The 23,384-nt window shown below is 39.9% G+C and carries 23 protein-coding genes; 9 read left to right on the top strand and 14 right to left on the bottom strand.

Going from position 1 to position 23,384, the window contains the following annotated elements:
* From smc to D9K81_RS14345, 3 genes are all read right to left on the bottom strand, one after another.
* Window positions 1–3,453 (bottom strand): chromosome segregation protein SMC, encoded by a 3,453-nt coding sequence (gene smc / locus D9K81_RS14355; RefSeq protein WP_120375607.1) that lies wholly within the window; start codon window positions 3,451–3,453, stop codon window positions 1–3.
* A 10-nt stretch (window positions 3,454–3,463) separates the two neighbouring features.
* Window positions 3,464–4,159, bottom strand: a complete 696-nt coding sequence (locus D9K81_RS14350; RefSeq protein WP_120375606.1) for a GntR family transcriptional regulator — start codon at window positions 4,157–4,159, stop codon at window positions 3,464–3,466.
* 177 nt (window positions 4,160–4,336) lie between these two features.
* The gene (locus D9K81_RS14345; RefSeq protein WP_120375605.1) at window positions 4,337–5,149 is read right to left on the bottom strand and encodes a sulfite exporter TauE/SafE family protein; all 813 of its coding nucleotides are present in this window, start codon (window positions 5,147–5,149) and stop codon (window positions 4,337–4,339) included.
* A 29-nt stretch (window positions 5,150–5,178) separates the two neighbouring features.
* Between D9K81_RS14345 and D9K81_RS14340 the strand changes: the two genes are divergently transcribed.
* On the top strand, window positions 5,179–5,934 hold the full coding sequence (locus D9K81_RS14340) for a biotin--[acetyl-CoA-carboxylase] ligase (protein ID WP_120375604.1): 756 nt from the start codon (window positions 5,179–5,181) through the stop codon (window positions 5,932–5,934).
* A gap of 12 nt (window positions 5,935–5,946) precedes the next feature.
* Window positions 5,947–6,681 (top strand): type III pantothenate kinase, encoded by a 735-nt coding sequence (locus tag D9K81_RS14335; RefSeq protein ID WP_120375640.1) that lies wholly within the window; start codon window positions 5,947–5,949, stop codon window positions 6,679–6,681.
* A 102-nt stretch (window positions 6,682–6,783) separates the two neighbouring features.
* Here the strand turns inward: D9K81_RS14335 and D9K81_RS14330 are convergent, their stop codons facing one another.
* Together D9K81_RS14330 and ffh are read right to left on the bottom strand one after the other, a co-directional pair.
* Window positions 6,784–7,365 carry an RBBP9/YdeN family alpha/beta hydrolase gene (locus tag D9K81_RS14330; protein WP_227602090.1) on the bottom strand — a complete coding sequence of 194 codons (582 nt, stop codon included), beginning with the start codon at window positions 7,363–7,365 and terminating at the stop codon, window positions 6,784–6,786.
* A 195-nt stretch (window positions 7,366–7,560) separates the two neighbouring features.
* On the bottom strand, window positions 7,561–8,964 hold the full coding sequence (ffh, locus tag D9K81_RS14325; RefSeq protein WP_120375603.1) for a signal recognition particle protein: 1,404 nt from the start codon (window positions 8,962–8,964) through the stop codon (window positions 7,561–7,563).
* A 138-nt stretch (window positions 8,965–9,102) separates the two neighbouring features.
* Here ffh and D9K81_RS14320 point away from each other — a divergent pair, with 138 nt between their 5' ends.
* The 7 genes from D9K81_RS14320 to D9K81_RS14290 all read left to right on the top strand — a co-directional run bounded on the left by D9K81_RS14320 (window position 9,103) and on the right by D9K81_RS14290 (window position 16,113).
* Window positions 9,103–9,912 carry a cytochrome C assembly family protein gene (locus D9K81_RS14320; RefSeq protein ID WP_120375602.1) on the top strand — a complete coding sequence of 270 codons (810 nt, stop codon included), beginning with the start codon at window positions 9,103–9,105 and terminating at the stop codon, window positions 9,910–9,912.
* Window positions 9,913–10,553: 641 nt separating this feature from the next.
* Entirely contained in the window at window positions 10,554–10,970 is a 417-nt protein-coding gene (locus D9K81_RS14315; protein WP_120375601.1) for a type IV pilin protein, read from the top strand.
* Window position 10,971: 1 nt separating this feature from the next.
* Entirely contained in the window at window positions 10,972–11,493 is a 522-nt protein-coding gene (locus D9K81_RS14310) for a prepilin-type N-terminal cleavage/methylation domain-containing protein (RefSeq protein ID WP_120375600.1), read from the top strand.
* On the top strand, window positions 11,465–11,875 hold the full coding sequence (locus D9K81_RS14305; RefSeq protein ID WP_171406943.1) for a type II secretion system protein: 411 nt from the start codon (window positions 11,465–11,467) through the stop codon (window positions 11,873–11,875). Before D9K81_RS14310 ends, D9K81_RS14305 begins: the two co-directional genes overlap by 29 nt.
* Before the next feature lie 3 nt (window positions 11,876–11,878).
* Window positions 11,879–12,511 carry a PilW family protein gene (locus tag D9K81_RS14300; protein WP_120375598.1) on the top strand — a complete coding sequence of 211 codons (633 nt, stop codon included), beginning with the start codon at window positions 11,879–11,881 and terminating at the stop codon, window positions 12,509–12,511.
* Window positions 12,512–12,528: 17 nt separating this feature from the next.
* Entirely contained in the window at window positions 12,529–15,027 is a 2,499-nt protein-coding gene (locus D9K81_RS14295; RefSeq protein WP_121523460.1) for a hypothetical protein, read from the top strand.
* 153 nt (window positions 15,028–15,180) lie between these two features.
* Window positions 15,181–16,113: a tRNA dihydrouridine synthase gene (locus D9K81_RS14290; RefSeq protein ID WP_121523458.1), complete on the top strand. Its 933-nt coding sequence runs from the start codon at window positions 15,181–15,183 to the stop codon at window positions 16,111–16,113.
* 51 nt (window positions 16,114–16,164) lie between these two features.
* Here the strand turns inward: D9K81_RS14290 and D9K81_RS14285 are convergent, their stop codons facing one another.
* The 9 genes from D9K81_RS14285 to rpe form a co-directional block, all read right to left on the bottom strand.
* A complete protein-coding gene (locus tag D9K81_RS14285) occupies window positions 16,165–16,530 on the bottom strand; it encodes an SseB family protein (protein WP_120375595.1) in 366 nt (121 codons plus the stop codon).
* Window positions 16,531–16,627: 97 nt separating this feature from the next.
* Window positions 16,628–17,296 (bottom strand): nuclease-related domain-containing protein, encoded by a 669-nt coding sequence (locus tag D9K81_RS14280; protein ID WP_120375594.1) that lies wholly within the window; start codon window positions 17,294–17,296, stop codon window positions 16,628–16,630.
* Window positions 17,297–17,437: 141 nt separating this feature from the next.
* Window positions 17,438–17,755 carry a quaternary ammonium compound efflux SMR transporter SugE gene (sugE, locus tag D9K81_RS14275; protein ID WP_120375638.1) on the bottom strand — a complete coding sequence of 106 codons (318 nt, stop codon included), beginning with the start codon at window positions 17,753–17,755 and terminating at the stop codon, window positions 17,438–17,440.
* Between the two features lie 88 nt (window positions 17,756–17,843).
* Complete coding sequence (locus D9K81_RS14270; protein WP_120375593.1) at window positions 17,844–18,161, bottom strand: DMT family transporter; 318 nt, start codon at window positions 18,159–18,161, stop codon at window positions 17,844–17,846.
* 236 nt (window positions 18,162–18,397) lie between these two features.
* The gene (locus D9K81_RS14265; RefSeq protein WP_120375592.1) at window positions 18,398–19,381 is read right to left on the bottom strand and encodes a copper resistance protein B; all 984 of its coding nucleotides are present in this window, start codon (window positions 19,379–19,381) and stop codon (window positions 18,398–18,400) included.
* Window positions 19,368–19,706, bottom strand: coding sequence for a hypothetical protein (locus D9K81_RS14260; RefSeq protein WP_120375591.1), 339 nt, complete (start codon window positions 19,704–19,706; stop codon window positions 19,368–19,370). The genes D9K81_RS14265 and D9K81_RS14260 overlap by 14 nt, the downstream gene beginning before the upstream one ends.
* Entirely contained in the window at window positions 19,693–21,543 is a 1,851-nt protein-coding gene (locus D9K81_RS14255) for a copper resistance system multicopper oxidase (protein ID WP_120375590.1), read from the bottom strand. Before D9K81_RS14255 ends, D9K81_RS14260 begins: the two co-directional genes overlap by 14 nt.
* Window positions 21,544–21,588: 45 nt before the next feature.
* Complete coding sequence (locus tag D9K81_RS14250) at window positions 21,589–22,071, bottom strand: hypothetical protein (protein ID WP_147395924.1); 483 nt, start codon at window positions 22,069–22,071, stop codon at window positions 21,589–21,591.
* Between the two features lie 495 nt (window positions 22,072–22,566).
* Window positions 22,567–23,253 carry a ribulose-phosphate 3-epimerase gene (gene rpe, locus D9K81_RS14245; protein ID WP_120375588.1) on the bottom strand — a complete coding sequence of 229 codons (687 nt, stop codon included), beginning with the start codon at window positions 23,251–23,253 and terminating at the stop codon, window positions 22,567–22,569.
* Window positions 23,254–23,384 lie beyond the last annotated feature (131 nt).

The raw sequence follows: 23,384 nt of genomic DNA, 5'->3' as shown, positions 1-23,384 counted from the left end.
CTATGACTCCGCAACTAAACCGTATTCTTTTGCTTGCTCTAAATCGACTGTCACCAATTTAGAAGTTCCCGGTTCTGGCATGGTCACACCGAGCAAATCAGTTGCCATGGTCATCGCCAGTTTATTATGTGTAATGTAAATGAATTGCACTTGTTCAGAAAGTTCTTTTACTAAATTACAAAATCTTCCCACATTGGCATCGTCCAAAGGCGCATCAACTTCATCCAATACACAAAATGGTGCGGGGTTTAAACGAAATATAGCAAACACCAATGCCAAAGCAGTTAAAGCTTTTTCACCGCCCGAAAGCAAAGCCAGTGAACTATTGCGCTTGCCCGGTGGTCGTGCCATTAATTTAACACCAGACTGCCAACCGTCTTCTAAGCTCAAGCTGGCTTCCCCACCATTAAAGACTTTTGGAAATAATTCCTGTAATTCAGTATTCACTCGATCAAAAGTATTCATAAAGAGCTTACGTGTTTCTTGATCAATGCTCTTCATGGCGGCTTGTAGTTGCTCAACCGTTTTTTTTAGGTCTTCAATTTGATGGCTCAGTTCTTCGTAGCGTTTTGAGACTTCTTCATATTCTGCTGAAGCCGCTAAATTCACTGCACCGAGTTTTTCAAATTGCTTTTGCGCTTTTTCTAACTGTTGCTGATGACTGACAATATCAATCTTTAAGCCTGTCAGCATTTCACTGTTCATTTCTTTCAATTGCTCAGTGTAATGCTGTAAGTCTGACTGTGCCGACTGCCATGCCAAACGTTTTTGCTCAAGTTCAGTTCTGAGTTTTTCGTCTTGCTGTTGATGGCTATGACGTTGTTCAGTTAATTCACGTTGCTTATTCTGTACATTATTCAGCTCAAGTTGCCAGTCTGTCCATGTTTTTTGGAGCTTGGCTGTAATTTCAGCTTGTTCACTATATTGTGATTGTAAAATTGGCAGTTCTAACTGGATTGGATCGACAAATTGCTGTGCGTGTTCCATCTGCGTCTGAATTTGCAAGCGCTGTGCTTTTAAAAATACGCTGTCTTTTTCGAGCAACTCAATTTGCTGATTGGCCTGCAACACTTGGCGACGAATCAACTCTAACTCTTGCTGTGCATGCTGTGTCGACTGTTGACGCTGTTGTAAACTTTGATTCAACTCATCTAATTGGTATTGCAAAGTTTTATATTGAGGTAAGCTCTGTTCTAGCTTCATATTCAATGCATGCAAGTCGATATCTAAATCATCTTTTTGCATCGCATCTTCTTCAAGTTGTGCCTCAACTTGAATTAACTGATCAGATAATTGTTGCTTTTGTAATGCAAAGGCTTGCGCTGTACTTTGGACTTTAACAATCGCAACATCGGCGTGTTGTAAGTCATTTTGCAGTTGTTTCAGCTGTGTTTGCGTAGCCTGTAATTGTTGCTGTGCTTGCTTTAATTGTTCTACAGACTCAGTAAGTTTCGCTTCAGCTTGGACCAAAAGCACATTGAGCTGTAGCAATTGCTCGCTAATTTCATCTAAACGAATACGATGGCTCAATGCACCTTGGCCTGCTTGGCTGTCTTCATCATAATCTAGACCAATCACCCAATCTGGCCCAACATGATAACCATCCAAACTTAGGATCGACTGACCTGCGGTTAATTGGCTTTGATAGCGCAGTGCTGTATTTAAGTCGTCAGCTACCGCAACCTGTTGCCAAAGCGAATATTGCGGTGCATCAATCCATGTGGCTAAACAGGTTAAATGCTCCAATTGAATCTGTGGCAGATCAGCCTTAGCTTTTAACTGGCGTGCATGCCCCTCTTGAAAAGTATCTGTAACTGTTAAAACCTGCGCATGTAGCCATTTAGCCAAAAACTTTTCAATCAAACCTGCATGCGCTTTGCCTAAAGCAGACAATTGCAGTGACTGCATCAATTGCACCGTATCAGCCTGCTGTTTAGGTGTCGCTTTGGTGAGCAACTGATTTAAGTTTTTTTGTTCAGACAATAAGACCTGAATGTCTGACTTTAACTGTTGCACCTGTGCTTTTTGCTGTTGTTGCTGTACATTCAGCTGTTCCAACTCGGTGCTGAACACCACCACCTGTTGCTCAGTAAGTTGGTATTTCTCGTGAATGTCTTGCTTGTTCTGCTCAAGCTGTTCTAGTTCATCTTGCTGAGCTTGATTTAAAATTTGCGACGCTTGATGCTGCAAGGTGGATTTTTGTTGCTCTAAGCGACTGATATTTTTACTTAGTTGCTCTATCTGTGCCAGCATTTGGAGCTTGTTTTGCTGTTGCTTTTCAACTTGCGTTTTGACTTGCTCAAACTGTTGCTGCGCCATACTGTGTTGCGCTTTTAAGTCACTTAAATTTTGTATTTTTTCTTGCCCTTGGCTTTCCTGTATTGCCAATTGAGCATTTAAATCCTCTTGTTGCTGATGCAACGTCTCCAATTGTAACTCTAACAATTGCAAACGTTCTTTGGTCTGTGCTTTTTGCTGTTCGAGTTGCACTAAGCTATCAGAATTTTGCAAAAATAAACTTTGCTTTTGCTCCAAAGTCATTTTCAATTCAGCAGATTTTTTTTCAGCTTGTTGCCATTCAGTTTGTAGGGGCGTGGACTGCTGAATTAAACGCTGAAACAATTCACTGGTCGAAGCCAAATCATGCTCAAGAGTATTCAGTTCTGAGCGCACCAATTTAAACTGCTCGCCCAAATCATTCATTTGAACGGTATATTCTTGTTGTAAGCGACTACTTTGCTCACACTGAAAAGACAGTACTTCGATTTTGATCGTTCGAATTTGCTTTTCGAGCGTTTTATATTGCACAGCCGTTTCCGACTGGCGCTGCAATGTTTTTAACTGTGATTTGAGCTCGGTCGCAATATCTTCTAAGCGTGATAAATTTTGTGTGGTGTGCTCTAAATGCACATTGGTTTCACGGCGGCGCGCTTGATAACGCGATACACCCGCAGCTTCTTCCAAAAACACCCGCATTTCTTCAGGCTTAGCATCCACCATGCGGTTAATCATGCCTTGTTCAATAATCGCGTATGAACGTGGCCCTAAACCTGTGCCCAAAAAGATATCGGTAATATCACGACGGCGACATTTGGTGCCATTGAGGAAATATTCAGACTTACCATCGCGGTTGACCTGACGACGCACGGCCAATTCATTATAGGCATTGTACGCACCACCTAATTTGCCATAGGTGTTTTCAAAACGCAGTTCTACACTGGCCACACCCACAGGTTTACGCTTTGCTGTACCAGTAAAGATGACATCTTGCATGCTTCCGCCACGTAACTGGCGTGCACTCGATTCTCCCATCACCCAACGAATGGCATCAATCACATTGGATTTACCACAACCGTTTGGGCCTACTACAGCGGTGCGACTATCTTTAAAGTGTAAAGTCGTATTATCGGCAAAAGATTTGAAGCCAGAAAGTTTTAAACTGCTTAAACGCATAATGTCCTGATTAACGCCGTGAACGTCTAGCCCACGCGAGTTCGATTTGTTTCATCCTGGTCAGTGATTCCAACACAAGGTTCCTTAAGTGTCGACAAAAATCTTCCATAAATAAAGTGGCTTGTTGTGCCTTTCGAATCAAAATTGCATCCGAAACCATCTTAAACAACTCAAAAGATTCTTGTAGTTCTCTGCGCGAAATGTTCAGGGTTAAAAAATAGCTCCGACGCAATGAAGGAAGTAGCTCCTGATAATAACGCATCAAATATGCATTCCCGACCATTTCATGCTGGCGTGCCATAGCCTGAAAGATCAAATCATAAAACTTTTCGGCATTGCCTTGTCGAGTTTCGATGCTCAATTGCTCTAATAATAGCTGAATGCGCTCTGCTTCATAACTTCGCCATGTTTCAGATACACGTTGTACGATCTGTCCCAGCAATAAGGACGCCATATCAAATAATGCACGCACCTGTAAGGCCGACATTTCCGATACAATCGCACCGCGTCTGGGGAAAATTTCAATGAGCTGTGTACGCTCTAAAATAAGCAAAGCTTCACGGACAGATCCACGGCTCACGTCAAGTTCAGCAGAGATGCGTAATTCTTGGATACGCTCTCCCTCCACCAATTCACCGCGAATGATCTGTTCACTGATATGCTTGGCAATTTGCTCCGACAAGCTGTCCGCTTCTTGTGGCTGCATACTATTCCTATCTTGTTTTTATTGATGCATGAGATGCTATTTTTTATTGCAATCTGGTTCGATTTAACTGCTTTTTACACGACATTACCATAACATTGTAGGACAATCTTGTGTCTATAAAGTCAATTGCAGTCTATAACGCCATCCTTGGCGCTTTCAAGTGACTTTCGCTTGCAATCAGAGTGAAAAATGTAAAATTCCTTGGAATATAAAATAAACACCTACCACGCTGAGTAATGTTGCAAAGCATTTTTTTAACATGGCTGCCGATAGACGATGTGCAACTTTCGCACCTAATTTAGCCGTAATAAAACTCATCACGCTAATGCCAATAAAAGCATAAATATGCACATATCCAATCGCATAAGGAAGCGCTACTTGGGCTTGCTGACCAAACCACATAAAACCAAGCGCACCTGCTATCGCAATAGGTAAACCACAAGCCGCAGAAGTGGCTACTGCTTTTTGCATCACCACACCACATCGGTTTAAATACGGTACAGTTAAACTTCCTCCACCAATCCCAAATATCGCAGATGCAATTCCAATACCACCCCCTGCAAGCATTTGTATGGGAGTAGAAGGTAAATGCTGTGATGGATCAATTTGGACATGTGCACCACGAAACATTTTAAATGCGACCCATATTGCAAAGCCACCAATGAGTAACTGTAAGCCCTGACCCGATAAATAATGGGCAATCCCAGCACCTAGAAAAGAACCCAACACTAAACCTGGGGCTAAATTGGCAAATACATTCCATAACACTGCACCCTTTTTGTGATGTGCAGACACAGAACTAATAGAGGTGACGATGATTGTGGCTAAGGATGTACCAACAGCGAGATGCATGATCACTGAAGGATCGTAGTTCATTTGGCTAAAAACAATGTACAAAATAGGCACGATAATTAAACCGCCACCCACACCAAAGAGCCCCGCAGTAAAACCAGCGATTGCACCAATCAGCAAATATATGATTAACTCCATGTACACTATTCCACATTTCTCAGATTCAAATGGATTTAGAGACGCGACAACTGCAACAAATATTGACTGAAGCCAATCAACTGCCAGAAGTCTTATTACTCAAACCCGTGACAACATCAACCAATGATGATGTTCGCGAAATTGCCCTCAAGGGTATTCAGCAAGTCTTGGTAACCAGTATTCGGCAAACCCAAGGCCGAGGCCAACGTCAAAACCAGTGGGTTTCTCCTGAAGGAAATATCTATTTAAGCACATTGCTCAATACGCAAACACCTATTGATGGACGTTTAGCTTTGGAAATTGCATTAAATATCCTACAAATGCCGAGCCTAGAGCCTCTAAATTTACAAGTAAAATGGCCCAATGACCTCTATAGCACGCAAGGGAAATGGGGCGGTATTTTGGTTGAACCCCTCAATGCACACCAAGCCGTTGTTGGTGTTGGTCTGAATGTACTTCCTTTATCTAAGCAAAGCATTGATCAAGCCACTAGCTCTCTGACAGAATTGGGCTTAAGCGAATTTAACCGTATCCAACTGACGGCAGAATTATATCTGGCAATTCAACAAGCTGGTGAATGGTTCAGTCACGGTTGCACCAACTTGGCTGCACGCTTTAATCATTATGCGTCCTTCAAAAATCAGATGGTTGAGTTTGAGCACTTACAAGGCCTCACTACAGGCACCTTTTTAGGTATTCGAAATGATGGTGCCATCGAAATACAACAGCAAGGTGAAGTGCAACACTTTTTCCAAGGCCGTTTACGCTTAAAGTCTAAAGCCTAAGAGATGTCTGATATGAAAAGTTTATGGCTCGACATTGGTAACACACGTCTAAAATACTGGATCACGCAAAATGATCAGATTATTGAGCATGCAGCAGAGTTACACCTGCAATCTCCTGCAGAGCTTTTACTGGGTTTAATTCAACATTTTAAAAATTTGAATTTACAACAGGTCGGCATTTCTTCGGTGCAGGACAAAAAAAATAATGATCGTATTCAAAAGATACTCAAGTTTTTAAATGTGCCTGTGACTTTTGCAAAAGTACATGCAGAATTTCAAGGCTTACGCTGTGCCTATGAAGATACTACTAAGTTAGGTATCGACCGCTGGTTACAAATGCTAGCCGTGATTGACAATCCAGAACAACACTACTGCGTTATTAGCTGTGGCACAGCACTCACCATTGATTTATCTGAAGGTTATCAGCATTTAGGTGGCTATATTTTACCTAATCTGTATTTGCAACGAGACTCACTCATTCAAAACACCAAAGGCATTAAAATTCCAGATGCCTGTTTTGATGAGCTTTCACCCGGTAAAAACACCATTGATGCGGTCCATCATGGCATTTTATTGAGCCTACTCAGTACCATTGAAAAGGTCTTAGAAAAATATCCAAGCCAGCTGATTTTAACAGGGGGAGATGCGGCATTATTTGCCAAATACTTAAGCCCATATACTCCACGTATTGAAAATGATTTATTGCTTAAAGGCCTGCAACATTATTTGCAACACAGCACACAGTAAATTTTTGACTCATCAAAATTAAAAGGCAAACAGAAAACCTATTTTCTGTTCGCCTTTTTCTTAACATTCAAAAGAGATGCGCAAAGCAAATCATTACAAAGCTTAAGTCAATAAAGGTTGTAATATTTCCCACATTTGCTCGAACTCGGTATAACCATCTTGTGCCATAAAGTGCCCTGCATTTTTCACTTCAATATTCTGCGCTTGAATTAAATTTGACAACTGTAAGGTTAAAGGCGGTGGCACATAAGGATCATTGCTTGAAAGTAAACATACAGACAAAGGCATCCCTTTGACCAGCAACAACCGATTCAGTTTAGCTTGTTGAATAAAGCCATTCAGTTCTGGAACTGCCTTTAAAGGTGACATAAACCCTGCCACAAATATGCCTGCTTTAATCTTGGTTTTATGCGCTGCAAAATATGTACTTAAATAATGCAAAGTCGTTAAACATCCGAGACTATGCGCCACAATAATAGTATTTTCATCGAGTTGTGGTATTTGTAAGGACAAAAACTTTTGCCAATACTCAAAATTAGGCTGTTCAGATTCTGCCAACACTACACGTTTGGATACATGACCTACCTCGTTCAAGCGCTTACTCAGCCAAGGAAACCAATGATCATTGGGGGAAGCCTGATAGCCATGCACAATATAAATATTTTTTTTACTTGTTTTAATCATCGCTTTTAATTCTTATGTTGAATTAATGATAATCCTGAATCTTTCAGTCTTTGTGTATTTCTTAAATACCATTGTGGCTTGATTTTAACTGCTTTGACAAGACTAAACCCACAGTTAATAGCAATTATTTTTCATATCCATGGCATTAAAAAATCATAAAAAAGGCGCATAAAGCGCCTTTTTAGATTTCCAAATTTACTTTGGATCTTTATTACCAAAAAGTGGACCCATACCGCCACCACCAAATTGTTTCTGCATACCGCTCAATGATTTCAGCATTTTTGCCATACCCGATGGATTGGCAAATTTCTTCATCATTTTCGCCATTTGGGCATGTTGCTTAATCAGTTTATTCACTTCAGAAACTTCCATACCACAACCCGCTGCAATACGTTTTTTACGGCTTGGGTTCATAAGGTCCGGATTACGGCGCTCTTTAATCGTCATCGATTGAATAATCGATTCCATTTTTTTCACTTGTTTTTCTGGGTTCGCCTGCGCAATCGCATCTTGAATACCGGCATTACTCATGCCCGGTAATTTATCCAAGAAGCCCATCATGCCGCCCATTTTGTTCATTTGCTCAAACTGCATCAGCATATCTTCAAAGTTGAAGCTACCGCCTTTTTGCAGTTTTTTCGCCATTTTTTCGGCTTTTTCTTTGTCGATTTTACGTTCAACTTCTTCGACCAAAGAAAGCACGTCACCCATACCCAAAATACGCTGTGCGATACGTTCAGGATGGAATGGCTCTAAGGCATCAAGCTTTTCGCCCATACCTAAGAATTTAATTGGCTTACCAGTAATTGCACGAACAGAAAGCGCCGCACCACCACGGGCATCACCATCAGTTTTCGTTAAGATCACACCCGTTAAAGGCAAAGCATCATTAAACGCTTTTGCAGTGTTGGCAGCATCTTGACCAGTCATCGCATCGACAACGAATAAAGTTTCAGTTGGCTTAATCGCCGCATGAAGCTCTTTAATTTCGTCCATCATGTCGTCATCTACATGTAGACGACCTGCTGTGTCGACAATTAATACATCAGCAAATTGAATTTTTGCTTGTTCAATTGCACGATTAGCAATGGTAATTGGCTTTTCATCTGCACTAGATTCAAAGAAAATTGCGCCAACTTCACCCGCAACGGTCTGAAGCTGTTTAATTGCAGCTGGACGATAAACGTCGGCAGACACCATCGCAACTTTTTTCTTTTGGCGTTCTTGTAAGAAACGCGCTAATTTTGCAGCTGTTGTAGTTTTACCCGCACCCTGTAAACCTGCAAGCAACACAACAACTGGCGGTTTAGCCGCAAGGTCAAGGCTTTCATTCGCCTCACCCATCATTTTTGTTAATTCGTCATGTACGATTTTGACGAAAGCTTGGCCTGGCGATAACTGAGTCATCACTTCTTGGCCCAATGCTTCTTCCTTAACTTTCGCGATAAACTCACGAGTTACAGGCAACGCCACATCGGCTTCAAGAAGTGCCATACGCACTTCACGTAACGTATCTTTAATATTATCTTCGGTTAGCTGCCCAGAGCCAGTAACATTTCTTAAACTCTGCGTGAGTCGTTCTGTTAAGGTATCAAACATTGCAAATTCCGCTTAAAATAGCCATGAGCAAAAAATTGTTTCTTAAAATAGAAAATTTATGCATAGAATGCTATAGGATACTTTAGTTCTTGCAGAAATTATATAAATGAATATTCATCATCCTGAAAAAGGTTTGACATGATCAGTCTCCCCTTGGTTTATACGATCTTAGCATTAATCGCCTATACCACCTCTTTTTGGTATCTGTTCATACACTTAATGTCTAAACGTAGCCCAAACCATTGGTTTATTGGCCTTATTCTAGCTTTAGGCCTGTTATTACATGCTGGTGTTCTATTGAATGACATGCTAACACCAGCAGGCATTAACTATAATGTCTTTAACATTTTGTCCTTCACTTCTGGACTGATGTTACTGCTGAGTATTCTATTTAGTACCTATCGCCCTGTACTTGCCCTCAATTTAATTGGCATACCCGTTGCGGCCACAGGCCTTATATTAGGTTTTGCCTTTAGTAAACACGATCTGATTATCAGTCAAAATTCTTTGGGTTTAGACATCCATATTATTTTGTCGCTTTCGGCCTATGCCATTCTATTAATGGCAACCATTCACGCCGTATTGCTCTGGTTCCAAGACCGTGAACTCAAAAACAAACAAAAGCGTCGGGTATGGGTAAGCTTGTTACCCTCTTTTCAAGCCATGGAATCACTGCTTTTTGATATGCTAATTGCGGGCTTTATACTTTTAACCCTAGCCTTAGGCTTTGGATTTTTCACAATTGATAATTTCTTTGGCCAGCATCTTGCCCATAAGACAGCATTTAGTATCGTTTCATGGTTTGTATATGGTTCACTTTTAATTGGTCATTATCAATTTGGCTGGCGCGGACAAAAAGCCATTCGTTTTACAATCATCGGCTTTTTTCTACTTGCTATCGGCTTCATTGGATCTAAAATTGTCTTAGAAATGATTTTAGGCCGTTAATGCGTTACATGCTGTAAAAGATAATTTTCAAGTATTTTAATTAACAATTTGAACATATATTGAGTAGATTAAAAAAAGAGTATATGCAAATGTGCTCTTTTTTTTTGTCGCTTATAAATTATAATCAAACTTTTAAATATGACAAATAAATCAACAAAGCCCCATATACTGAGACTTATATAAAAATTCAATTCAATATCATTTTTCTTTACGACATAATTAACCTCTAATTGATTGGCATAATCAACCAAAAAGCAAATTATATTGTTTAATTAAATTTAAAAATAAAACCAATTTAAAATTAAAAGTACGATATTTATAGCTACAAACACCAACAGGTAGAATAAAATCATAAATTTAGTAATTTAACTTTCTTATTCACGCATTTTAATAAATTTTAATCTATATATTTCAATGACAAATAAAATTTAATCAAAAACAATAGCAATAAAATAAACTGGAATATTACTTAAACATATACAGTTTCATTTACAAATACTTACATAAGTTTAAACTACTTTACTTTATCGTTGCATTTTTGAGATGTATTTCTCACTATTGTGCAAATAGTGTTTCATGATTAAACTAAAAACATTCTCAAATACAGACAAGTAAAAATTAATTACCGTGATGAGGTAAATATGAATAAGAACGGATTTACTTTAATAGAATTAATTATTGCTGTGGTGATTATTGCGATCTTGGCATCTATCGCGATTCCGAGTTATCAAAACTACATCACTCGATCAAAAATTAAAGAAGCGCAATCAAATCTCATCGCATTATCTCTTTCTGCTGAGAATAACTATCAACGCACTCTTAATTATCCTACTGCTTCACTTACTACAAGCAGTGCTTTAACAGCAAATACGGTTTTTAAAACTTGGGCACCATCTTCAAATGCATTTGAGTATCAATATGTATCTACAGATGGCTCTACATACACACTTACTGCAACTGGCAATGAAACTAAAGTTTCTGGCTGTACCCTCACACTGAATAATCAGAGTGTAAAAACAATCTCAGGTTGTGGCTCAGTCACTGAATGGATGAAATGATATGAAAATACAGCATCCAACTACACAAACAGGTTTTACGCTCATTGAGCTGATGATTACCATCGCATTATTTTCTATTTTATTAATGCTAGGTTCTTCACTTACACGCACTTGGGTCGATCGAAGCCAAGTAAATAGTGCACTTACCACCTTTAAAACAGCTGTAACACAAGCGAAAGCATCAGCGCTCAGAAATACCAATAATCAGTTAATTAGCAATTCATCCGTGAGCGTTTGTTTAGATAGTACAACTAATACATTAAATATTATTCGTACAGCACTTAACTCAACAAATGTATGTGAGATTCCTTCTAGCCCATCAGCAAGCAGTAATACCTTATTACGTACCTTTCCACTTTCTCAAGGTATTTTGATTAAACAAGGAACATATAGCTTTCAGTGTATTTCTTTTAATTCTGCTGGTGTACTCGTACTTGTTTCAGGTAGTGGGTGCTCAAGTGACCTAGCAACAGCATTTAAGGTAGGAAAAAATGATGAAACAGCTGACATCTATATCTTATAAAGAGCAAGGTTTTACCTTACTCGAATCCTTGGTAGGCCTTATGCTTTTTTCTATCGTAATTCTCGGTAGTGGAGCTGCAATTAGTAAAATGCTGACAGCACAAAAAGACCTAAATACTAATTTTATTATTATTAATATGATGCAATCTAAATTACAAAATGCGCTCAATAATACTAACACAGGTAGTGTTTGCACTGCTGTAAACAAAGACAGCTTCGTATTAGCCGGCAAGACCTACTACACAGCATGTGCAATTGAAAAAATAAATATGGGTACAACAGAAACAGAGTGGCCTGTACTTGCTGTAAGTACAACTCTTGCTGAAGCTCAGACTTGTGCAAATGGAACGGCAAGTGATAACTGTTATATGGTCGGGAGATAAATCATGCCAAAAAATGGTTTTACGATTATCGAACTACTTGTTGGAATAGTAATTGCCATGCTGTGTATGGTCACCATGCTCATGTTGTTTAAACAGCTAACTCAAGTGAGTGTAAGTTCAACGCAAGATGCCGAATACGATGCACAATTACAATCCGGTATGTTAACTATTCAAAAATATGTCCAAAATGCCGGCTTCGGCTCTGGTCAACAATCGGATATTGATTCAGGCACATATTCTGGTAATCCAGCAATTTTTTGGCGTTCAGTGAAAGAAATTAATACAACACCACTTTCCTATGAATGTAAGGGAATTGGCGAGGTTGTTACAACAGAAGATGGACAAAAAATTCATCGTCTTGTCCTTTTGAAAAAAACAGCGTGTGGTACGACAGAAGCTATTACATCTGGAACATGGGAAAAAGATCAATCCATTATAGCCATAAGAAATAGTACAGCTACACCTATTTATCAATATGCGATTACATCAGGCACTGGATGCTCCCCATTTGGTATTGAAAAAGCATCTGGCACTGGGCTAAAGCAAATTACACTCACAGCAACACGCCAGTATATGACTGGAATTGGTCAAAATATTCAAAATGTAATCTGTCTTAACAATATAACTTCAACTTAGAAAGTGAGGGATGAGCAATGCATACTTTAAAAAAACAGCAAGGCATGGCAACCGTACTTCTAGTATTGCTCATTGGCATCACTGTCATGCTGCTTACAGCAACTGTCGCAAAAACCTTAGTCACTAACCGTGAAGCAGGTGTGGCAGCTCACGCACAAACCAATGCACAGCTTATGGGCTGGGCTGGTGTAAGTGCATTTAAAGAATATTTATTGAATCAGGGCAAAATAAATGCAACGAATATTCCAGCATTGAACGGGCGAAGCATTACCCTAAGATCTGATGCAAACAAAAAAGAAATTATTGCCAAAAATATCCGTGTTTCCGGCTGTACAACTGAAGGAGCAGCCTGTACGGTTACTGCAAATATCAGTTCAAACAACTTAAGCTCTCAAGCGGCAACGACTATTGAAGTAATCTATAATTTGACCTTAACTAATGGAACAGTTGCTGTTGTCAGCGAAAATAGCGCAATTAACTTCGGTGGCAACACCGTATTTACAGGGGCGACGTTAATCGAGTCTGAATCACCAAATGCCAAAGTGACACTCAATGTTGACGGCAGCCTCGCTCTCAATCTTCTATTTAAAACCAAAAATATTTCTGAGCTGAATATCAATGCAACTGGAGATGTATACATCGATTGTGGCGCTCAAAACTGCGGTGATGCCATTATTAATGTCACTTCGAGAGGAAAAGTTACATTATTAACAGGCGATAATTTTGGAGATATCAAAGCGCTGAGCACTGTAACTCTCTATACAAGTGCAACAGCTAAAAATATTCAATCCATTGGCAACGTCGAGCTTAGTGGCTGGTCTAAAGCAGACAATATTGAAACCATGGGCAATGTGACCATCAGCGCTTCAACAGTAAAAGATATTAAAGCCAATGGCTGGGTCAGTCTCAACACTGGGGCTACAGCTGGAAAAATTGAATCGAATAAAGATGTTTCTTTATGGACTGGAAGTAAATCACAAGATATTTTTGCTAAAGGTGAAGTTGAGATTCACACCGATAATACAGCAGGTAATATTAAAGCTGGCGGAAAAGTTACTGTAACAGGAGTTAATGCCCGCGCTAAAAACATAGAAACATTAGGAGCTGTTGAGCTGTGGCTAGGTGGTAAAACCGATGACATTACAGCAAAAGGTAATGTTGAAGTGCATACTGGTAGCAATGCTGGTCATATTAAATCTGCAGGAAAAGTTCAAGTGATTGGGCTTGGAGCAAGTGCAAAAGATATTTATGTCGTTGGCTCAGATATTGATGTTTCTTTGTTTGCTACATCCGGTTCTACTTATAAGAAACAAACTCAGCTTTCTCCATTTTTTAATGTAATGACAGCTCCAACTGTGACCATTAATGAGCAAGGCATACGGAAAGGTATTAGTGACAGTACAGCATTTGAAACTAAAGTTGATGTAACCGTCTACAAACAAGAAGCCAACTATATTTTCACTAAAAGTGGCAAGTTTGACCGCGTATACCTCAACCAATTAAAAAACAAAGCGAATACGCTGACTTATATTTATGAAAATAATAGTCAATATATTTTGAATGCCGATGGAACTAAACAATCTATCAACTCTCAAGGCTTTTCAATCGGTGATTATACATTTAATGGAAAAACTTATACTGGAGCGATTTGTCTTACTGTGACCAATGGAAAATGCAGCAGTGAAATCATTGGTTATCTGCCTCGAATTAGTATTGGCAAAACCCTAGGAATAGATGACGATTACGGTTATGGCAATATTTTAAATAGATGGCGTGTACGCTCGATTATGAATCCATCTTCACTGGACAATGCCACACTCGCACCTGGGATCATGTATTTTGAAGGTACTTTAGAGTTCGCAGGCGCAGCCAACTGGCAAGCTGACAGCTTAACGAATGCCTATACCAATAGCTTCTTAGCAGAAGGAGAAATTTGGTCTATCGCCTTCTCTCCGCGTATTTATGCCCCTTATGAAGTTGTACGTGAAGGTGCCGACAAAGTTGGTTTGATCTGTAACCGCCGTTTAAAAACCGTAAATAACATTGATCTTACAATTACTGCGACAACACCAACAACATTGTCAGAGCGCTATTTAGTACCAGTGAACCTGTGTAAAAATGACAATGAATTCCTTTTAAATATGGACAAAAATCCTGATCAAACCAATAAAAAAGTCACTATTGACGGTAAGTCAATTGATAAATTAGATTTAGGCCGTGTAGCATTAATGGCAAATGATCAAATTCATATTGGTGCATGTACCCGAATTTATGGCGATGTGCTAAGTCGTAAAGGCGTAACAACCTCTGCAGCCTGCGGGATTACAAATAATGCCAATGCTATTATAGGCAATATTGCGACTCAAGGTGTAGATGGCGGTCTGATTGCTAACCACGTGATGGGTGGCACAAAAATTACGGTCCCATCTAAAAATAGCGATGGATCAGGTACACCAAATACAGGCAATGGCTTAAAAGCAGCAAGCTCTAAAGTACAATGGTCTAGATACCTGTGAAATCCGTATACAGCCTGCTCATTCCAAGTGATTGAGCAGGCTTTTTTATGCCAATGTAATAAGAATAGATATGGAAATATCCTGCACATTGCTAGACATCATCAGCAAAAAACCGTATAACAGCCTTCGATTTTATGACATAGGCAGGTCACATTGAAACTTGTTCTTGCGCCCATGGAAGGCTTAACAGATCCTATTATGCGTGATGTACTCACATCCGTCGGAAGCTTTGACTGGTGTGTAACTGAGTTCATTCGTGTGACTGATTCTGTCTTGCCTGACCACGTCTATCATAGCTATTGCCCTGAACTATTAACCGAAGGTAAAACAGCCTCAGGCACACCTGTACATGTGCAATTTTTAGGAAATAATCCACACATGCTGGCTGCCAATGCGGTACGAGCAGTAGAACTCGGGGCGCCAGCAATTGACATGAACTTTGGCTGTCCGGCTAAAACTGTAAATTGCCATCGTGGCGGCTCTGTACTGTTGGATGAGCCAGAAGTCGTGCATGAATTGGTAAAAGCTGTACGTGATGCTGTGCCTGCACATATTCCTGTGTCAGCGAAAATGCGTCTCGGTTATCTCGATCGCAACTTTACCTTAGAAAATGCGCATGCAATTGAAGATGCTGGTGCTACATGGGTAACGGTTCACGCACGTACAAAAGCCGATGGTTATACCCCGCCTGCATTTTGGGACTTACTGCAACCCATTCGCGAAAGCTTAAAAATTAATGTGATCGCCAATGGTGAAATTTGGACCAATGCGGATGCTAAACAGTGTCAGCTAGAATCTGGCTGTGAAGATTTAATGATTGGGCGCGCAGCCGTAACAACACCAGATATTACACAGTGCATTCGTAAAAATACCGATGATGCGCTCATTACATGGGACGAACTGATTCAGCTCCAAATCCGCTTCCTGAGTGGCCCCTACAAGAAAGAAATCAATATGGTGGGACGTTATAAACAATGGCTTGGCATGATGTCCAAACATTATCCTGAAGCTAAGCTTCTTTGGGATGACGTGAAAAAAGTTAAACCACTGGCTGATATTGTACTAAAGCTCCAACAGCATCAATAAGCAAAAGCCCTTCGAACGGAAGGGCCTTTTTTATTTTGAGCTATATATCATTTAACACACGTGGGGCATTGTCTGTAGCAAAAAGTCTATTTCTAGTGGCGAAAACTCTTTGGAAACATCTGAAGTTGGATTCAGAACCAATATTGCACCTTGCGTGATTTCAAACAATTTTCGTGCGGGCAAATGTACAAAAGGCTCATCACCTAAATCTGCATAAATCATCTCTTTAGATAAAAAGAACGGGATTGCCTGTTCCCCCTGCTCTGTTTGTAACATTCGAAATTGATAGCGCCCATTGACTTGCTCAGAACCTAAGGCGTAGATTTCTACGTTTAATAACTGCTGTAAAAATACTGGCGTTAATTCCGGGTTCTCTGAGGCCTGTAAAAATAAATTTGCTAGGTTGGCTGTAGTCATTTGTTGTGTTTTTCAGTTTATTATTATTGCCTCGCATCATAACAAAAGAACGGCAAAGCACAAACAGCGATGATATCACCATTGCCTCAGCGAGCATTCACTTCATGGAACGATCTTGCCGTGCCTGCTGTACATTCTTTACATGTTGACGCTGTGTTTTCCAAGATTTTTCTAAAACTTCCTGTTCTAAGCGGCGCTGAATACGTTTGATTTTCATTGCGGATATACAGGGTTGTTGGAAGGTCTTCACATAATCTGTCCAGCGTGCGCCACGAAATACATTGTCAGGCATGGCTGTTTTAAACTCACAGTCAGGCATAAAAACCACGATCGAATGAATCAAATCTGGCTCTACAATATCGTTCAAAATCTGTTGTAAAACTTTCTGATGCTTATAATTTTGATGCAATGGATTTTGAAATTTATAGCTCTGTTTATAGATCTTTTGTGTCCACATTTTTTGACGCTCACCGCCAAAAATCCAACCCTTATAGTTTTTAGTTTCCACCACAAAAATACCAAAAGGACTTAATAAAATATGATCTATTTGCGTGGTCTGATTTTGTTCATCAGGGAATGTGCAATCATTTAATAATATATATTGTTCTTTATTTAAATAAAGTTTGACATGTACACTCACTGCGAACTCGCCGAACTTTCCCTTCAAAAAAGGCTTAAATGCTTTAAATAAGCCTACGAGAACCATAAACAGAATCAGCCACCACATTTGGGCAAATAAAGGCATCAACATTTGTGTAATATTCATTTATCTATATTGAGTATTATTTATTCAACAGCATCATATACCTATAATTCATTATTTTATATCAATTTTTAAAAGTCGTTATGTTTGTCAATATTCAATCTCAGCGTTAACATCATTTATGCCTTTTGTCTGGCTTTCACTTTAAGCTGAAGAGAGCTTCATCAGCACTAATCCTGAAATAATCAAAACGGCTGCCAGCATTCGCATGGCAGAGGCTGGCTCTCCTAAAAATATAATACCCACCGCAAATGAGCCTACTGCACCAATTCCAGTCCAAACGGTATAGGCTGTACCTAAGGGCAAAGACTTCATGGCATAAGACAATAAAGCAAAACTCGCGATCATAAAAATGAGCGTCAATAGACTTGGGGTGAGCTTAGTGAATCCATCGGACACTTTCATACAATATGCCCAAACCACTTCCAACATACCCGCCACAATCAATACAACCCAAGCCATTCTACCCTTACCCTGTTGAACAATTAAAATGTAAAAAATTGATACAAAAAAGTGCCAGCTCAATTTGAGATGACACTTAAAATACATATTAAGACGATGAAAGTTTCATTAGCACCAAGCCTGAAACAATCAGTATTGCAGCCAACATCCGCAAAGCGGTAGCTGGTTCACCTAAAACAAAAATTCCGACAGCAAAAGAACCTATCGCGCCAATGCCTGTCCAAATAGTATAAGCTGTTCCCAAAGGCAAGCTTCGCATGGCGTAAGCTAACATGCCAAAGCTTAATACCATGAAAATCAATGTAATAATACTAGGACCAAGTTTTGTAAAACCTTCGGACATTTTCATGGTATATGCCCAAATAATTTCAAAAACACCTGCAAAAACGAGAACTATCCAAGCCACGATGCCTGCTCCTTCTATAGAGTCAGGTCGTCCTGACGATTTTTCTCATATTTACATTAGGCAAAAATGAGGGAGGTCGTTCCTCCTTCTAATGGTGCAATCATAACTATTTTTGAGACATTTTAGGGCATTTTTTACATTTCATGACCTAAAATAAACCTACAAAAAGTAGGCCTTTGAATTTATGTATTCAAAGACCTATACAAATTCAAGCCAAGTTGATACGTATATTAGGTTTAAAATTTAAACCGTATACCCGCACCATATAACCATGCTTGATCAGATGGAGCTTTTGCTTGCCACAAATTTTCTGCATGACCTTGGCTATATTCATAAGCAATACCTAAATAAGGCATCACTTTTTTACTGATTTCATAACGTGCCTCTAAACCAGCAGTCGCACGACTTAAGCCAGTTTTTTGGGCATATTTAGATTCATCACTGAAAATAACGGTTAAATCTAAATAGGGCTTTAAAATCAACTTCTGCGTTAACAATAAGTCTCGCTCAGTTTCCAAACTAAATGCAGCGTATTGATCTGCGCCTACATAAAAATAAGCATCGGTTTCAAAGAAATATGGCGCAAGCCCATGTAAACCAAATACCGCATCTAGATTTTCTTCCGTGTCTTTATTCTGTGCATTTAGTTGCACCTTTTCAGCGCGGTACTGCACACCTACTTGTGCGTCCCAAAAGTCCGAAATCATACGGCTGTACAACAATTTTGCCTCTAAGTCCAGATCTTCTGATTCGGCCTTATCTGCATGAAGTTTAAAAAAAACCTTATTTTCATCAGTTCCTATTTTTGTTTCAAACTCGGTTTTCCACATTGCCTGATCATCATTATTTAGCTGCCATTGGCTATCAAGCGTTGTCACGGCATAAACCTGAGCGCCATGTTCTTTACGGTGATCATGCCCTTCATGTGGCATTTGCTCATCGCTATGTTGCAATGAATCTGACTTACCCTGCTGATGTGTTACTTGATTATACGATGAAGAATGCTCTGACATTGCCATGTCCGCACTCATAACCGCCTTCGGTTCAGATACGGACTCCATATCCATCATATTATGATGTGAATGTTGCTGATCCAACATGATTGGCATCTGTGCTTGAGCAGACAGATTCGCCTGACTCAACCCGCTTGTCACAACTAATGTGGTGGCAAGTACTGACTGAGCAAGTACAGTTGGCGAGAAAAGATTAATGTTGTACATGCATCTTCTCCTTCTCGGTTGAATGTGTTGAAGCATTTTTGCATTGTGGCTTTTGCACTTGCTGAACAGATTGATCCTGACAAGGCTGTGGCTTTTGTTTATCTGCATGCTGTGGTTTTTGCTCAACCTGTTGATGCATCATGTCTGTATGTGGCATTGAATGCGCTGGCATGTCCTGATGCGACGTATGTGCATGATCCATAGAAGCCATATCAAATGATTGGTCCTTTGACTGTACTTGTGTCTGAGCCATTGCAAGTCCACTACTCATAGCCATCACCAATACACCAGCGACCTGTGAGAAACGCGAATTAATGGTGCGCATGTGCATCTCCTTGTGATGTCGCTGGTACGGTAGGTTGAGCTTGTAGCGCTGAAGTTGACACATTTGCGTCTGTCACGTTAGCAACGATCAATTTACTCATCATGCCTGCACTCATGTGATAAAGCAGATGACAGTGAATTGCCCACTCTCCCAATTCATCTGCGGTAAGTAGTGCAGTGACTGTTTTTGCGGGTGGCACAATAATCGTGTGCTTATTGGGCATATCAGATGCAACTTGGCCATTTTCCAATTGCATAAACATGCCATGTAAATGCATTGGATGCGCCATCATGCTGTCATTGACAAATTTCACCCGAATTCGTTCGCCATATTTCACCTTTAACGGCTCAGCATCGCTAAATTTTTTACCATTGATGGTCCAAATATAGCGCTCCATAGTGCCTCCAAGATGAATCACCAATTCACTCGTAGGTTCTCGGGTATCCGCCTGCGGATTTAAAGATTTAAGATCACTGTACTGTAATGCCTTATCTCCTTTGGGTGTAGATGCATTAGCCCAGCCATACACAGGTGCTGTACTTTGTGCTGTTTCAGACGAAGCATGATTCATTTGGGAATGATCCATCGTAGGCACTGCATCGTGATTCATTTGGGAATGATCCATCGTAGACATTGCATCATGATTCATTTGAGAATGATCTATTGCAGGCATTGCATCATGATTCATTTGGGAATGATCCATCGCAGGCATTGCGTCATGATTCATTTGGGAATGATCCATCGCACCATGATCAGAAGATCCATGTCCCATATCGTCCATATTTAACAAGGCACGAGGACGAGCTTGAGGCAAATGAATGCCCTGCATGATTGGACTTAACTCATTACGCAATGTTCCTACCGCAAAACCTGAACGATCAATCGACTCCGCTTCAATTTGATAATGTGCTGATTTGGGTTGCACAATTACGTCATAAGTTTCTGCTGTCCCAATACGAAATTCATCTACATTGACTGGTTTTACCGCTTGGCCATCAGCACTGACAACGGACATCGTTAAATTCGGTATTCGTACATCAAAAAATGACATGGCTGAGGCATTAATAAAACGTAAACGAACTTTCTCATTGGGCTTAAACATTCCAGTCCAGTTTTGTTCAGGCGTTTTACCATTCACTAAAAAGGTATAGCCCGTGACATCAGACAAATCCGTTTTAAGCATTCGCATCTGATTCCACATTTTTCGATCAGACCATGTCGCTTTTACACCATCACGTTTAACCTGCTTCCACACATCGGACAGTGTTTCACGTTGATTTTGATAGTACTCAGCGGAAATTTTTAGATTTTTTTGTAATTCTGCACTGGTTTTTTCATGAAAATCGGACAGCATGACCACATAATCACGTTGCGTTTGCTCATGACTAGTCAAGGGCTTTTTGCCTTTTGGATAAATCACCAAAGGCCCATACAAGCCGTCTTGTTCTTGGCCCTTAGAGTGAGCGTGATACCAGTAAGTGCCACTTTGGCGTACTTTAAATTTATAGACAAATTCTTTGTTGGGAGAAATTCCAGTAAAACCATTGAACCCCGGCACACCATCCATCAAGCCAGGCAGTAAAAGCCCATGCCAATGAATAGATGAATCCTGTGTTTTCAAATGATTCTTCACACGAATAACAGCCTCATCGCCTTCTTCAAATTCGAGCTGTGGCGCAGGAAATTGGCCATTGACGGTAATGCGTTTTACAGGCTTGCCCGTTACATTAACCCATTGCTCATCAATATTGAGCTGATATTCTTTGACCGCTGCATACGATCCTACGGATATGCTAAGACAAGACCCTAGCATGAGGTATTTAAATACTGTAGACATAACTTAACCTTTGTTTAAATTGCGAAAATGCGTTTTAAATCAAGATTAAGCTTTAGGAGGACGTAAAATTTCTTGCCAATAGCCCTGTAAATGCTGTGCAGCATAAGGGCTGATAAGGGAGGATTTAAAAGTCACTGAAAGTGGTTTGAGCCATTCATTGGGCACCAATTCAACTGCAACCAGCATCATTTGACAATGCCATTGCTCACAGACTTGGCAATCATCTTTATGTTTAAGCGTAGTATTTGATAAATCACAATGTGTCAGTGGCATTGCCTTGGTCGCACCAGTGTGAGATGACTGACTCGATTGCTGATGACAATCCGACATAGACATGCTCGATGCGACATGCTCAGTCAGGTGTTGCTGAGCCTGTGATATCTGATGCACTGAGCCATGATCAGCTACTGGCTGTACCAATTCAGCGTCAACATTTGCAGGATTTGTTTTCGGATCAACCTTATGTGTATTTAGAGCGATCTTATCAATAGACATTAGATATTGCATCGGGATTTGCTTTGCAGACACGGCACTGCTCCAGCTGATGACAAAAGCCATCAACGTGACAAATACACAATGTCGATACAAAAAATGAAGCACCCTGCTCAACCCCAATGTCTAATTCACCTTGCGTGACACACAAGATTTACTTTCAACCTAGCCCATTCTATCCCGAATAATCCACATAAAGCAAAACCTGTTCTTTATGGGTTATACACAGTTTTTTAAATTTAATTTAATCAATTCTATTTCTTAAAATTTGCTCTGATTAAAACAATAAAGTTATTTTTTAAACAGCTACTTTTTAAACACCAGATTAATAAAAGCCCATATTTTTAAAGACTTCAGATGTATAAAAAGGACTCAGTTGAGTCATTTTTATACATTATTTGTCTAATTACTAAACCATTGAGCTTTAAACGCTTATTAATTAAACAAATTATCCACTGAGTTATCCACCTAGTTATCTACACAGATATCCATAAAGTTATCCACAAGACAATGTGGATTAAGTGGAAAATCTTATACCTGAACTGAACCTGCTTGTGCTAACTCTAAACGCATTTCATCAATCACAGCTTTATAATCTGGCTTACCAAAGATTGCAGAACCCGCCACAAACATATCCGCACCAGCTTCAGCAATTTCACGAATGTTTGCTGGTGTAACACCGCCATCCACTTCTAAGCGAATGTCTCGGCCAGAGGCATCAATAATTTTTCGTGCTTGGCGTAATTTTTCCAACGTCATTGGAATGAATTTTTGACCGCCAAAACCTGGGTTCACACTCATCAACAGCACTTGGTCAACTTTGTCGAGTACATAATCCAAATAATGTAAAGGCGTTGCAGGGTTAAACACTAAACCAGCCTTTGCACCACCCGACTTGATCAACTGCAAAGAACGGTCAATATGATCGCTAGCTTCTGGGTGGAAAGTAATAATGTCCGCACCAGCTTCTAAGAAATCACCAATCATACGATCTACTGGTGAAACCATTAAATGCACGTCGATTGGCGCTTGAATGCCATATTTTTTGAGTGCCTTACACACACCTGCACCAAATGTTAGGTTGGGTACATAATGGTTGTCCATCACATCAAAATGAACAACATCTGCACCTGCAGCGAGTACATTTTCAACTTCCTCACCTAAGCGAGCAAAGTCTGCAGATAAAATAGAAGGTGCAATTAAAAATGGCTTGGACATGGAAAAACCTGGCTTATATAAATCTCACGATCTTTATTATAGCAAAAGCTGCTTTCCATCGCCTTACTCTAACAAAATCGCATGAATAAAACGCTGTGTTGAAAATTAACGCTACAATAATAAATGAGAAT

Source organism: Acinetobacter chengduensis (assembly GCF_003664645.1).
In the GTDB taxonomy this organism is placed as follows: domain Bacteria; phylum Pseudomonadota; class Gammaproteobacteria; order Pseudomonadales; family Moraxellaceae; genus Acinetobacter; species Acinetobacter chengduensis.
Note: the sequence above shows the minus strand (reverse complement) of the source record. Positions and strands in the feature narration are given on the sequence as shown.

What these genes read in the sequence shown, in the direction of transcription:
- smc (WP_120375607.1), bottom strand. Translation starts at nt 3,453, where the DNA reads ATGCGTTTAAGCAGTTTAAAACTTTCTGGCTTCAAATCTTTTGCCGAT.
- D9K81_RS14350 (WP_120375606.1), bottom strand. Translation starts at nt 4,159, where the DNA reads ATGCAGCCACAAGAAGCGGACAGCTTGTCGGAGCAAATTGCCAAGCAT.
- D9K81_RS14345 (WP_120375605.1), bottom strand. Translation starts at nt 5,149, where the DNA reads ATGGAGTTAATCATATATTTGCTGATTGGTGCAATCGCTGGTTTTACT.
- D9K81_RS14340 (WP_120375604.1), top strand. Translation starts at nt 5,179, where the DNA reads ATGGATTTAGAGACGCGACAACTGCAACAAATATTGACTGAAGCCAAT.
- D9K81_RS14335 (WP_120375640.1), top strand. Translation starts at nt 5,947, where the DNA reads ATGAAAAGTTTATGGCTCGACATTGGTAACACACGTCTAAAATACTGG.
- D9K81_RS14330 (WP_227602090.1), bottom strand. Translation starts at nt 7,365, where the DNA reads ATGATTAAAACAAGTAAAAAAAATATTTATATTGTGCATGGCTATCAG.
- ffh (WP_120375603.1), bottom strand. Translation starts at nt 8,964, where the DNA reads ATGTTTGATACCTTAACAGAACGACTCACGCAGAGTTTAAGAAATGTT.
- D9K81_RS14320 (WP_120375602.1), top strand. Translation starts at nt 9,103, where the DNA reads ATGATCAGTCTCCCCTTGGTTTATACGATCTTAGCATTAATCGCCTAT.
- D9K81_RS14315 (WP_120375601.1), top strand. Translation starts at nt 10,554, where the DNA reads ATGAATAAGAACGGATTTACTTTAATAGAATTAATTATTGCTGTGGTG.
- D9K81_RS14310 (WP_120375600.1), top strand. Translation starts at nt 10,972, where the DNA reads ATGAAAATACAGCATCCAACTACACAAACAGGTTTTACGCTCATTGAG.
- D9K81_RS14305 (WP_171406943.1), top strand. Translation starts at nt 11,465, where the DNA reads ATGAAACAGCTGACATCTATATCTTATAAAGAGCAAGGTTTTACCTTA.
- D9K81_RS14300 (WP_120375598.1), top strand. Translation starts at nt 11,879, where the DNA reads ATGCCAAAAAATGGTTTTACGATTATCGAACTACTTGTTGGAATAGTA.
- D9K81_RS14295 (WP_121523460.1), top strand. Translation starts at nt 12,529, where the DNA reads ATGCATACTTTAAAAAAACAGCAAGGCATGGCAACCGTACTTCTAGTA.
- D9K81_RS14285 (WP_120375595.1), bottom strand. Translation starts at nt 16,530, where the DNA reads ATGACTACAGCCAACCTAGCAAATTTATTTTTACAGGCCTCAGAGAAC.
- D9K81_RS14280 (WP_120375594.1), bottom strand. Translation starts at nt 17,296, where the DNA reads ATGAATATTACACAAATGTTGATGCCTTTATTTGCCCAAATGTGGTGG.
- sugE (WP_120375638.1), bottom strand. Translation starts at nt 17,755, where the DNA reads ATGGCTTGGGTTGTATTGATTGTGGCGGGTATGTTGGAAGTGGTTTGG.
- D9K81_RS14265 (WP_120375592.1), bottom strand. Translation starts at nt 19,381, where the DNA reads ATGTACAACATTAATCTTTTCTCGCCAACTGTACTTGCTCAGTCAGTA.
- D9K81_RS14260 (WP_120375591.1), bottom strand. Translation starts at nt 19,706, where the DNA reads ATGCGCACCATTAATTCGCGTTTCTCACAGGTCGCTGGTGTATTGGTG.
- D9K81_RS14255 (WP_120375590.1), bottom strand. Translation starts at nt 21,543, where the DNA reads ATGTCTACAGTATTTAAATACCTCATGCTAGGGTCTTGTCTTAGCATA.
- rpe (WP_120375588.1), bottom strand. Translation starts at nt 23,253, where the DNA reads ATGTCCAAGCCATTTTTAATTGCACCTTCTATTTTATCTGCAGACTTT.